A 12013-nucleotide genomic window follows, 5' to 3' on the forward strand; every position below is an offset into this window, starting at 1 on the left:
GTGGAGTTGCCTGGAGTGTTGTCGATGTTCGGCGCGACGAGCGCGCGGGCGCGGGCTGGTCCGGCCGAAGTGTGAACGGCGCCGGCTGCGATGAGCGGTCATCGAGCGGCGATGAGCGGGCAATCGGCGCCATTACACGGGTTTGTGGGTCGCGGTCAACGGTGGAGGGCGGGTTCCGTCCTGCTTGTGGTCTGCGTTACTCGCCGTGCCGTACCGACCGGTGGTCGACTTCGCGGTTACGTCCACTGGGGGTGGTGCCGTTTCTTGTAGGTGAAGGCTTTGGTTGCAGTAGGAGGCGACATGGACTGGTCGGATAGTTGGCGCAGCGCATTCCGGATCGAGTTGCGGGCGGAGGCCATCGGTCTCGCGTTCCGCGGCTGGCCGGTGCTGCCCGGCACCTATCCGGCGGGCTCGCAGTGGGCGGGCCGCGATGGTGTGCAGGCCGAGGGACCGGTGCCGGTGCACCGCGACTGGCAGGAGCGGATCGGCACCAAGGCCGACCAGGTCGCCTCGTGGTGGACCGGGCGTCCCTACTCGCTGCTGCTGGCCACGGGTGTCGTGCTGGACGCCATCGAGGTCGACGCGGAGCTGGGTCGCCGGGCGGCCACGGCGCTGCGGGTGGCCGGTGGGCCGGTGCCGATCGCGGCCACGCCGACCGGGAAGTGGCTGTTCCTGACCACCGCCGGGGAGCCGCTGCGGGACGCGCTGGCCGAGCGGTCCGACATCGCGCTGCTGGGCAAGGGCAGCTGGATCCCGCTGCCGCCCTCGCCGTTCCAGCACGGCGTGGTGCACTGGCGGGTCAAGCCGCAGATCTGCAACTGGAACCTGCCCGAGTCCCGCGTCGTGCAGGACGCCATCACCGAAGCCCTTCGTGACGACATGCTTGCCGGGGTCGCCGAGCTGGTCAGCTCGGAACGGTCCCACTGACTGGGGTGGCCGACGGGACGTCGTGGGGCAGCACTCCCAGTACGGCGTCCAGCACGGCCACCGCGCCCGCCTTGTCCAGCGGTTCATTACCGTTGCCGCACTTCGGCGACTGGACACAGGATGGGCAACCAGCCGGGCACTCGCAGGCAGCGATTGCCTCCCGCGTAGCGATCAACCACGGGACCACCGCGGCAAAGCCGCGATCGGCGAAACCGGCTCCTCCGGGATGCCCATCGTGCACGAACACCGTTGCCTCCCCGGTGTCAGCGTGCAGAGCGGTGGACACGCCGCCGATGTCCCAACGGTCACAGGTCGCGAACAGCGGTAGCAGGCCGATCGCAGCGTGCTCGGCTGCATGCAGCGCACCGGGGATGCGCGCCGGATCGAGACCGGCGCCCCCCGGTGCGCTGCTCCGAAGCAGCTCATCGGAGACCGTGTACCAGACCGCCCTGGTGGGCAGGGACTGCGCGGGCAGGTCGAGGGGCACCCGGTCGATCACCTCGCCGGAAGGGCGGCGGCGCAGGTAGCCGACGACCTGGGCGGTGACCTCCACCTCGCCGAGGCAGACCCGCACCCCGCTCGCCGCGGAAGCGCTCGCGGGGGCCGGGAAGTGGCGCTGCTCCAAGGTGCGGACCACCGTGATCTCGACCGTCGTGCTCGCCATTGTGGTCCAGTCAGGGGACTCGGCGTGCACCAGCGCCAGGTGGTTGTCCAGGTCCAGCTCGTCGACCACGTAGGACTGGCCCTGGTGCAGGTACAGGGCGCCGGGGTGCACCACCGCGCAGGCGGAGTCCGGGTCGACGGTGCCGAGCAGGCGGCCGGAGTCGGCCTCCACCACCGAGATCTTGTCGCCGCCGGAGCCGCGGATGTCCACCTCGCTGTGCGGTGGGCGGACGTCGGCGTAGTACCAACCGGCCGGGCGGCGGCGGAGGTGGCCGTCGGCGACCAGGGAGTCGATCACCTGGCGGGCGGTCTCGCCGCCGAAGGCGGGCAGGCAGTCCTCGGTGAGGGGTTGTTCGGCGGCGGCGCAGACCAGTTGCGGGGCAAGGACGTACGGGTTCGCCGGGTCCAGGACCGTGGCCTCCACCGGGCGGGAGAGCATCGCTTCGGGGTGGTGCACCAGGTAGGTGTCCAGCGGGTCGTCGTTGGCGACGAAGACGACCAGCGCGCCCTGGCCGTCGCGGCCCGCGCGGCCCGCCTGCTGCCAGAACGAGGCCAGCGTGCCGGGGTAGCCCGCGATCAGCACCGCGTCCAGGCCCGCGATGTCCACGCCCAGCTCCAGGGCGTTGGTGGTGGCGACCGCGAGCAGGTCGCCGGTGCTCAGCGCGGTTTCCAGGGCCCGGCGTTCCTCCGGGAGGTAGCCGCCGCGGTAGGCGGCGACCCTGGCCGCGGAGTCCATGTCGATGTCGGCGAGGTGGCGGCGGGCGGCCATCGCGGTCAGCTCGGCGCCCCGGCGGGAGCGCACGAACGCCAGTGTGCGAGCGCCGGCCAGGACCAGGTCGGCCATGATCCGGGCCGACTCGGCGCCCGCGGAGCGGCGGACCGGGGCGCCGTTCTCACCGGCCAGTTCGGGCAGCAGCGGGGGCTCCCACAGCGCGATCGTGCGCGGGCCGGCCGGGGAGGCGTCCTCGGTGACGCCGGCGCAGGGCAGGCCGGTGAGCCTGCCCGCCGAGGCGGCCGGGTCGGAGACCGTGGCCGAGGCGAGCACGAAGGTCGGGTTCGCGCCGTAGCGGGCCGCGATCCGGCGCAGGCGGCGCAGCAGCAGTGCCACGTGCGAGCCGAACAGGCCGCGGTAGCTGTGGCACTCGTCGATCACCACGAAGGACAGCCTGCGGAAGAACGCGCGCCAGCGCTGGTGCCCCGGCAGGATGCCGCGGTGGATCATGTCCGGGTTGGTGAAGATCCATCTGGCGTGCGCGCGGACCCAGTCCCGCTCGACCATCGGGGTGTCCCCGTCGAAGGAGGCCGGGCGCACCCCCGGCAGGTCCAGCTCCTTCACCGCACGTAACTGGTCCGCGCCCAGCGCCTTGGTCGGGGACAGGTACAGCGCGGTCGCTTTCGGGTCGGCGAGCAACCGGGACAGCACCGGCAGCTGGTAGGCCAGCGACTTGCCGGAGGCGGTGCCGGTGGCGATCACCACATGCCTGCCCGACCACGCCAGCTCCGCCGCCTCCGCCTGGTGCGACCACGGTCGCGGCACCCCGCAGTCGGTCAGCTTCTCGATCAACGGCCGGGCCGCCCAGTCCGGCCAGTCCGTATGCGCGGCAACGCGTTCCGGCAGTTCGGCCACATGGGTCAACGGCGAGGACTCCATCGGGAGGCCACCGGCCACCCGGTCCAGCAGTCCGCCGCCGCGACCGTGCCGCCGCCCGGTCTCCGCCGCCCGCTCCGTTCCCGCGCCCACCACAGCAGCCTGACACAGCACACCGTCGGTTCGCGCCGATCCCCGAACGGACCAAGATCCACAGCTCAGGCCACTTGAACGGTCTAGCGAGACCCTCGCCAAGTGACTCTAGGTATTTGACAAGGGACGCCCCGCAAGGCCCTGTGACCTTGCCAATAGACTCCGCCTCCGTCGCACCGCCGCGATGGTGGCGCGCGTGACTCACCACGCGTCAGAGCGGACGCACATGCCCGGCTCCTGGCGCAACGGACCACGGAGAAGCAGGAGGACGGATGTCCCCCCACAGCCTCGCCCAGGGCAACTGGGCGGCGGAGCTGGTGCTCACCGGGGGCGAACGCGGCATTGTCGCGATCGTCGCGGTAGTCGCCCTCGCCGCCCTAGTCATTGGGTACGTCCTGCTCCGCGAGGTCTTGGCCGCAGGCCAGGGCACCGTGAAGATGCAGGAGATCGCCAAAGCGGTGCAGGAAGGAGCAGCGGCCTACCTGAACCGGCAGTTCAGGACCCTTGGCATCTTTGTCGTCTTGGTGTTCCTGCTGCTGTTCGCGCTGCCCGCGGAGGACTGGACCGAGCGGTTCGGCCGCTCGTTGTTCTTCATCATCGGCGCGGTGTTCTCCGCGGCGATCGGCTACCTCGGCATGTGGTTGTCGACCCGCGCGAACGTCCGGGTCGCGGCCGCGGCCAACGAGGGCGCCGGTGGCCGGGAGAAGGCCACCAAGATCGCCTTCCGCACTGGCGGCGTGGTCGGCATGATGACCGTCGGCCTCGGCCTGTTCGGGGCCGCGCTGGTCGTGCTGGTGTACGTGGGCCAGGCCCCGAAGGTGTTGGAGGGCTTCGGGTTCGGCGCCGCGCTGCTGGCCATGTTCATGCGTGTCGGCGGCGGCATCTTCACCAAGGCCGCCGACGTCGGCGCCGACCTGGTCGGCAAGGTCGAGCAGAACATCCCCGAGGACGACCCGCGCAACGCCGCCACCATCGCGGACAACGTGGGCGACAACGTCGGTGACTGCGCCGGTATGGCCGCCGACCTGTTCGAGTCCTACGCGGTGACCCTGGTCGCCGCGCTGATCCTGGGCACCGCGGCCTTCGGCTCGCAGGGCCTGCTGTTCCCGCTGATCGTGCCCGCCATCGGCGTGCTCACCGCGGTGCTCGGCGTCTACATCACCAAGGCCAGGGCGGGGGAGAGCGGGCTGACCGCGATCAACCGGTCCTTCTACATCTCCGCGATCATCTCCGCGGTGCTGTGCACGATCGCGGCCTTCGCGTTCCTGCCCAGCAGCTTCACCGGCCTCACCGGCGTCTCCGAGGAGATCGCGGCCACCGCGGGCAACCCGGCCATGGTCGCGGCCATCGCGGTGATCATCGGCATCGTGCTCGCCGGGGTCATCCTGTGGCTGACCGGCTACTTCACCGGCACCGAGTACCGCCCGGTCAAGGACGTCGGCAAGACCTCGCTCACCGGCGCGGCCACCGTGATCCTGGCCGGCATCTCGGTCGGCTTCGAGTCCGCGGTCTACACCGCCATCGTCATCGGCGGCGCGGTCTACGGCGCGTTCCTGCTCTCCGGCTCCATCACGGTCGCGCTGTTCGCGATCGCGCTGGCCGGCTGCGGTCTGCTGACCACCGTCGGCGTCATCGTCGCGATGGACACCTTCGGCCCGGTCTCGGACAACGCCCAGGGCATCGCCGAGATGTCCGGCGACGTGCACGGCGAGGGCGCGCAGATCCTCACCGAGTTGGACGCGGTGGGCAACACCACCAAGGCGATCACCAAGGGCATCGCGATCGCGACCGCGGTACTCGCCGCGACCGCGCTGTTCGGCTCCTACACCGATGCGATCAAGCAGGCGCTCGCCGGCGCCGGGCAGGCCTTCGCGGAGGTGGACTTCGTCGTCTTCGGCCCCGGCATCCTGGTCGGCCTGATCATCGGCGCGGCCGTGGTGTTCATGTTCTCCGGCCTGGCTGTCAACGCGGTCACCAGGGCCGCGGGCGCGATCGTGTTCGAGGTGCGCCGCCAGTTCCGGGAGAACCCCGGGATCATGGACGGCACCACCAAGCCGGAGTACGGCAAGGTCGTGGACATCTGCACCAGGGACTCGCTGCGTGAGCTGGCCACCCCCGGCCTGCTCGCGGTGCTGGCCCCGATCGCGGTCGGCTTCGGCCTCGGTGTCGGCCCGCTGGCCGGCTACCTGGCGGGCGCCATCGCCTCCGGCACGCTGATGGCGGTGTTCCTGGCCAACTCCGGTGGCGCATGGGACAACGCGAAGAAGCTGGTCGAGGACGGCCACCACGGTGGCAAGGGCTCCGACGCGCACGCCGCGACGGTCATCGGCGACACCGTCGGCGACCCGTTCAAGGACACCGCGGGCCCGGCGATCAACCCGCTGATCAAGGTGATGAACCTGGTCGCGGTGCTCATCGCCCCGGCGATCATCACCCTGTCCGTGGGCGCGGACGCCTCCCCGGCCATCCGGGCGGCGATCGCGATCGTGGCCGTGGTGATCATCGTGGCCGCGGTGGTCGTGTCCAAGCGGCGCGGCACCGCCATCGCCGAGGACAGCCCGGCCGACGGCGAGAAGGTCGCCAACGGCACCGTTTGACCAGCACAGCCTGAGCGGCACAGCTAGAGAGATGCGGCCCGTCCCCGGTATCGGGGGCGGGCCGCACCTCGTGCTCACCGGGCTTCGCCTAACGTCGGCTGGCGACCCCAGCGAACAAGGAGTGCACATGGCCCGCCGTACCCCCGCCGGCGTCCTGGCCGCGGCTGCCGGTCTCACCCTCGTCCTGGCCGCCTGTGGCTCCGGCGGCGACACGCCGGGTGTCCAGGGTGCCGACACGCCGTCCAGCGACTCCAGCGCCACCTCAGCCCCGCAGAACAGCCCCAGCAGCAGCCCTGGTGCCGAGCCCGGCTCACCGGCGCCCGGCGGCAGCGGCGGGTCCGGCGGCGCCGCGGCCGACCCGGTGCGGTGGAACGACGCGCTCTGCAAGGGCCTCGGCGGCTCCATGCGGGCCATGCTCACCGCGCTCAAGAGCAGCGCGCCGGACCGCCAGCCCGAGGCCCGCAAGCAGGCCACCGCCAGCTACCTCGACGCCACCGAGACCGCCCTCGGCACCGCACGGGCCGACCTGGAACGCCTCGGCCACCCGGCCGCGCTGCGCCAGGACACGCACGCCGAGGTGGTCGGCTACCTGGGCAAGGCGGTGGAGGTGGTGAAGCAGAAGAAGCCGGAGATCGCCGCGCTGGACGTCAAGGACCCGCGGTTCGAGGAGAAGCTCCAGCCCTTCGCCGCCGAGGAGCTGGACCCGGCCCGGCTGCTGGCCAAGTTCGAGGAGGTCCGCACCGCGCCCGGCATGGCGGAGGCCTACCGCAAGGCGCCCGAGTGCCAGCGCATGGTCAAGGACACCGAGGGCGCCTTCGGCGGCTGAGGCGGCGATGGAGCGGTCGACACCGCTCAAAGTTCACACCATCGGGTGAAGCTGGGCGTCGCTCCAGTCGAACATGTGTTCTACGCTGCACCCGTGGGACAGCTGTCCTTCTACTCCGCGGAGGCCAGGCAACCCAGGGTTGCCGACCTGGCCGGGCTGCTGTGCGGGCCGGGACAGGCGGTCGGGTTCGGGCGGGGCGCCGCGGCCAAGGTGACCGTGGAGCTGGCCGAGTCCTGGCGGGCGCACGCGGTGGTGCTGGCCTGCGCCGAGCGCGGGGTGCAGGCCGAGGCCGGTGTCACCGAGGACGGGCGCAGGCAGCTGCGCACCGCCTTCCGCCGCGACCTCGCGCCGCTGGCCACCGCCTGGCTGCGCGGCGCGGAGAAGACCGTGCCCGAGGACCTGGAGCTGGACGGTCCGGCGCTGCGGATCTGGGCGCTGACCGCGGGCCAGCCGGAGACCAGCGGTTACTCACTCGGCCTGGACCCGCTCGCCCCGCACACGTATCCGCAGCTCACCGCGGCCCTGTTGCGGCTGGGCCTGGCCGGCAGCCTGCTCGGCGCCAAAGCGGGCGGGCCCGCGCTGCGCTTCACCGGGCGACGGCGGCTGGCCCGCCTCGCCGAACTGGTCGGGCCCACGCCGGTGGCGGCCGAGCACAGCTACTGGCCGGCCGCCTGAGTGCCGGCCAGTGCGAAGGCGAAGGGGCCGTTGCGGGCACTCCCACCGTGCGCAACGGCCCCTTCGACCCCTACGTGTGGCTCAGCGCCGAGGCTTGGGCAACGTGCAGCCCGCCTTGTTCGGGTCGATGTTGTTGCCCGCGGTGACACAGGCGTTGACCTGGAAGGTCTGCTGCCCGTAGTTGATGCCGCGGCGCACCGTCACGTTGCCGGCCGCGTCCACCTCGCACGGGTTGTTCTGGGTGCACCGGCCGCCGTCCTCGTTGCCGGTGTTGTTCACCCCGACCACGCTGCCGTCCGCGGTGTCGATGATCGGCGAGCCCGAGGTGCCGCCGATGGTCTTGCACTCCGGCGTGTAGCGAATGGAGTCCTTCCAGGTCCAGCTCGCCTCCTTCACCTGGTGCACGAAGGCGTCGATCTTGCAGGAGTAGATCCGCTTCCAGTAGCCGGAGACCACCCTGATGTCCGCGCCCTGCCTCGGGTGCGCGGTGTTGAGGGTCAGCGCCTTGGTCCGGTACCGGCTCTCGATGTCGGCGTAGCTCTCCTTGAGCTGGTAGAGCGCCAGGTCGGTGTCGGTCATGGTGGCGTAGGCCAGCTTGGTCGCGGTCAGCGTGCCCAGGTTCTGCGCCGAGGGGTTCAGCAGGGTGAAGGTGCGCTGCGAGGGCTGGTTCACGATCACCTCGCCCGCGGCCATGAACTTCACGCAGTGCCCGTTGGTCAGCACCAGCGCCTTGTCCGTGTTCGCCACCCCGGCGGGCCGGACAAGTGAGCCGGAACAATTGTTCAACGCCACGATCGCGGTGTAGTCCACCGCGTTCGCCGAGGCCGCCGCCGGGACGGCGGTGAGGGTTCCCATGATCGTCAACGCGGTTCCCGCAGCCGCGAGAAAACCGACAGAACGCCTGGTCATCCGGGTTCTCCTTCGAGCAGGGCGAAGCGGACTGTGCCGTTCGAGCACATCCTGTCGGACCGGTGGCCGCCACCCCCGGAAGTCGGCGGCGAAACACTGGAAGTGAACGGTCTTACCGGCTGTTGAACGGGGTGCCCGGAGCGCCCTGTGACCACGTCGGCGTGGGAGACCGCCCGTGGCGGCTGTCATGATGGGTCATTGCACGGGGGTTCAAGCGGCAAGCTGGGGGGCCCGGCCGGGTGGACGGGCAGATCGGTCAGACAAGGAAGCAGGCGCGCGTGGCACGGTCGAAGAGCAGCGAAAACGGGGCGGGCGGTGGCTCCGGCAACCGACGACTGGTGATCGTCGAGTCGCCCGCGAAGGCCCGTAAGATCGCCTCCTACCTCGGGCGCAACTTCGTCGTGGAGTCCTCCAAGGGGCACATCCGCGACCTGCCCAAGGGCGCCTCGGACGTGCCTGCCAAGTACAAGGGCGAGGCCTGGGCCCGCCTCGGCGTGAACGTGGACAACGGCTTCGAACCGCTCTACGTGGTCTCGGTGGACAAGAAGACCACGGTCAGCGAGCTCAAGGAGGCGCTCAAGAGCGTCGACGAGCTCTACCTGGCCACAGACGGTGACCGCGAGGGCGAGGCCATCGCCTGGCACCTGCTGGAGACGCTCAAGCCCAAGGTGCCGGTCCGCCGGATGGTCTTCCACGAGATCACCGAGTCCGCCATCCAGGCCGCCGCGGCCAACCCGCGCGACCTCGACCACGACCTGGTCGACGCCCAGGAGACCCGCCGCATCCTGGACCGGCTCTACGGCTACGAGGTCAGCCCCGTGCTGTGGAAGAAGGTCATGCCGAAGCTCTCGGCGGGCCGGGTGCAGTCGGTGGCCACCCGCATCGTGGTCGAGCGCGAACGCGAGCGGATGCGCTTCACCCCCGCCGGGTACTGGGACATCTCCGCGGTGCTGGACGCCGGCGAGCGGGCCGAGCCGCGCACCTTCGGCGCCCGGCTGCTCACCGTGGACGGCGCCCGGCTGGCCACCGGCCGCGACTTCGGCCCCGACGGCCGCCTCAAGCAGGGCTCCGAGGTCAGGGTGCTGGTGGAGGCCGAGGCCCGCGCGCTGGCCGGCGCCCTGGCCGGGGTGGACTACGCGGTCACCTCGGTGGAGGAGAAGCCCTACACCCGCAAGCCCTACGCGCCGTTCATGACCTCCACCCTGCAGCAGGAGGCTGGGCGCAAGCTGCGGTTCTCGGCCGAGCGGACCATGCGCACCGCGCAGCGGCTGTACGAGAACGGCTACATCACCTACATGCGTACCGACTCCACCACGCTGTCGGAGACCGCGATCGACGCGGCGCGCAGGCAGGCCACCCACCTCTACGGCGCGGAGTACGTCAGCAAGACCCCGCGCCAGTACACCCGCAAGGTCAAGAACGCCCAGGAGGCGCACGAGGCGATCCGGCCGGCCGGTGAGTCCTTCCAGACCCCCGGCCAGGTCGCCAACGAGCTGGAGTCCGACGAGTTCCGGCTCTACGAGCTGATCTGGCAGCGCACCATCGCCTCCCAGATGTCCGACGCCCGCGGCACCACCATGAGCGTGCGCATCACCGGCACCGCGACCAGCGGCGAGGAGTGCGTCTTCAGCGCCTCCGGCCGCACCATCACCTTCGCCGGGTTCCTCAAGGCCTACGTGGAGGCGGTGGACTCCGAGGCCGGTGGCGAGTCCGACGACGCCGAGCGCAGGCTGCCGAACCTGGTCAAGGACCAGCCGATCCAGGCCAACGAGCTGTCCCCGGACGGCCACACCACCAGCCCGCCGCCGCGCTACAGCGAGGCCAGCCTGATCAAGGCGATGGAGGAGCTGGGCATCGGCCGCCCGTCCACCTACTCGCCCACCATCAGCACCATCCAGAACCGCGGCTACGTGTGGAAGAAGGGCTCCGCGCTGGTGCCCTCCTGGGTCGCCTTCGCCGTGGTCGGCCTGCTGGAACAGCACTTCGGGCGGCTGGTCGACTACGACTTCACCGCCGCGCTGGAGGACGAGCTCGACGGCATCGCCGGCGGTCGCCAGGAGCGCACCGCCTGGCTGTCCGGGTTCTACTTCGGCGGCGAGATCGGCCCTGAGGGCTCGATCGGCCGCGCGGGCGGGCTGAAGAAGCTGGTCGGCTCCAGCGTCGAGCACATCGACGCCCGCGAGGTGAACTCGATCCCGCTGTTCTCCGACGAGGCCGGGCGCACCGTGGTGGTCCGGGTCGGTCGCTACGGCCCGTACCTGGAGCGGCCGGAGCTGGACGAGAGCGGCAACGCCACCGGTGAGTCGCAGCGGGCCAACCTGCCCGACGACCTGCCGCCGGACGAGCTGACCGCGGAGATCGCCGAGACCCTGTTCTCCACCCCGATGGAGGGCCGCACCCTCGGCACCGACCCGGTCTCCGGGCACGAGATCGTGGCCAAGGACGGCCGCTACGGCGCCTACGTCACCGAGGTCCTGCCCGAGGGCAGCAAGAACAAGCCGCGCACCGGCTCGCTGTTCAAGGACATGGACCTGGCCACGGTCACCCTGGAGGACGCGCTGCGGCTGCTGTCCCTGCCCAGGGTGGTCGGCACCGACCCGAACACCGGCGAGGAGATCACCGCGCAGAACGGCCGCTACGGCCCGTACCTCAAGCGCGGCACCGACTCCCGCTCCCTGGTCACCGAGGAGCAGCTGTTCACGGTGACCCTGGAGGAGGCGCTGGCGATCTACGCCGAGCCGAAGAAGCGCGGCCGTCAGGCCGCCGCCTCCGCGCCGCCACTGAAGGAGCTGGGCAACGACCCGGTCTCCGGCAAGCCGATGGTGGTCAAGGACGGCCGGTTCGGCCCGTACGTCACCGACGGGGAGTACAACGCCTCGCTGCGCAAGAGCGACAGCGTGGAGACCCTCACCGACGAGCGCGCGGCCGAGCTGCTGGCGGAGAAGCGGGCCAAGGGCCCGGCGCCGAAGAAGAAGGCCGCGCCGAAGAAGGCCGCCGCGAAGAAGACCACCACCACCGCGGCCAAGAAGACCACGACGGCCAAGACCACCGCGGCCAAGACCACCAAGGCCACCACCGCGAAGTCCGGCACCACCAAGGCCGCGGCCAAGCCCGCGGCGAGCAAGTCCAAGGCGGCCAGCAAGTCCTGATGATTCACCCGGCCACCTCCCGGAACCGGCGTTAACCTGGTTCCAGGAGGTGGCTCCCGTGGCCAAGGACGCGCTCTCCGGTGGTGACGGCACCCAGTCCCCGTCGCCCCTGCCGCCGATGTCCGACCCGCTGCTCCCGCCCCGCAACCCGGCGGGGGAGGAGCCGACGACCACCAGACCCGAGGTGCCCTCCGCACCCGGCGACCCGGAACAGCTGCGCGCCGCGATCGAGGCCGCGCTCGCCGCCGACGGGGCTGCCCCGCCGCCCGGCTACGCCCAGGCCACTCCGTTCCACCAGCAGGTCGATCCGCTGCCCCGCCGCCGGTTCGTGCCCAAGGCCCGGATCCCGCGACCCCGCATGCCGGACATGCGCCGGGCCCTGCCCGCGGGCGGCATCACCCCGGCCACCCTCGGCTTCCTCGCGCTGATCCTGCTCACCCTGGTGCTGGTGTACGCGTTCCTGTCCAGCTTCATCAGCTGGTTCTCCGGCCTCTTCAGTTAGCTCCCGGCTACCCTGGGCCCCGTT

The 12013-nt window shown here is 71.2% G+C and carries 8 protein-coding genes; 6 read left to right on the forward strand and 2 right to left on the reverse strand.

Annotated features, from left to right (window positions below; translation table 11 throughout):
- The first annotated feature begins 300 nt into the window (after nucleotides 1-300).
- Nucleotides 301-927 carry a bifunctional DNA primase/polymerase gene (locus N8J89_RS01530; RefSeq protein ID WP_283662578.1) on the forward strand — a complete coding sequence of 209 codons (627 nt, stop codon included), beginning with the start codon at nucleotides 301-303 and terminating at the stop codon, nucleotides 925-927.
- On the opposite strand, the gene N8J89_RS01535 is transcribed toward N8J89_RS01530, so the two are convergent.
- Nucleotides 905-3241: a DEAD/DEAH box helicase gene (locus N8J89_RS01535; RefSeq protein ID WP_283666059.1), complete on the reverse strand. Its 2337-nt coding sequence runs from the start codon at nucleotides 3239-3241 to the stop codon at nucleotides 905-907. The two genes, N8J89_RS01530 and N8J89_RS01535, sit on opposite strands and share 23 nt — an antisense overlap.
- A gap of 362 nt (nucleotides 3242-3603) precedes the next feature.
- On the opposite strand from N8J89_RS01535, the gene N8J89_RS01540 reads away from it, so the two are divergent.
- The 3 genes from N8J89_RS01540 to N8J89_RS01550 all read left to right on the forward strand — a co-directional run bounded on the left by N8J89_RS01540 (nucleotide 3604) and on the right by N8J89_RS01550 (nucleotide 7429).
- Nucleotides 3604-5928 carry a sodium-translocating pyrophosphatase gene (locus N8J89_RS01540; protein WP_283662579.1) on the forward strand — a complete coding sequence of 775 codons (2325 nt, stop codon included), beginning with the start codon at nucleotides 3604-3606 and terminating at the stop codon, nucleotides 5926-5928.
- 127 nt (nucleotides 5929-6055) lie between these two features.
- Entirely contained in the window at nucleotides 6056-6754 is a 699-nt protein-coding gene (locus tag N8J89_RS01545; RefSeq protein WP_283662580.1) for a hypothetical protein, read from the forward strand.
- Nucleotides 6755-6847: 93 nt separating this feature from the next.
- Nucleotides 6848-7429 (forward strand): hypothetical protein, encoded by a 582-nt coding sequence (locus N8J89_RS01550; RefSeq protein ID WP_283662581.1) that lies wholly within the window; start codon nucleotides 6848-6850, stop codon nucleotides 7427-7429.
- A gap of 81 nt (nucleotides 7430-7510) precedes the next feature.
- Here N8J89_RS01550 and N8J89_RS01555 read toward each other — a convergent pair whose 3' ends face one another.
- Complete coding sequence (locus N8J89_RS01555; protein WP_283662582.1) at nucleotides 7511-8338, reverse strand: S1 family peptidase; 828 nt, start codon at nucleotides 8336-8338, stop codon at nucleotides 7511-7513.
- Nucleotides 8339-8616: 278 nt separating this feature from the next.
- Between N8J89_RS01555 and topA the strand changes: the two genes are divergently transcribed.
- Nucleotides 8617-11487 carry a type I DNA topoisomerase gene (gene topA, locus N8J89_RS01560; RefSeq protein ID WP_283662583.1) on the forward strand — a complete coding sequence of 957 codons (2871 nt, stop codon included), beginning with the start codon at nucleotides 8617-8619 and terminating at the stop codon, nucleotides 11485-11487.
- 58 nt (nucleotides 11488-11545) lie between these two features.
- The gene (locus N8J89_RS01565; RefSeq protein WP_283662584.1) at nucleotides 11546-11989 is read left to right on the forward strand and encodes a hypothetical protein; all 444 of its coding nucleotides are present in this window, start codon (nucleotides 11546-11548) and stop codon (nucleotides 11987-11989) included.
- Nucleotides 11990-12013: the final 24 nt, after the last annotated feature.

The sequence above is a fragment of the Crossiella sp. CA-258035 genome (genome assembly GCF_030064675.1).
In the GTDB taxonomy this organism is placed as follows: Bacteria; Actinomycetota; Actinomycetes; order Mycobacteriales; family Pseudonocardiaceae; genus Crossiella.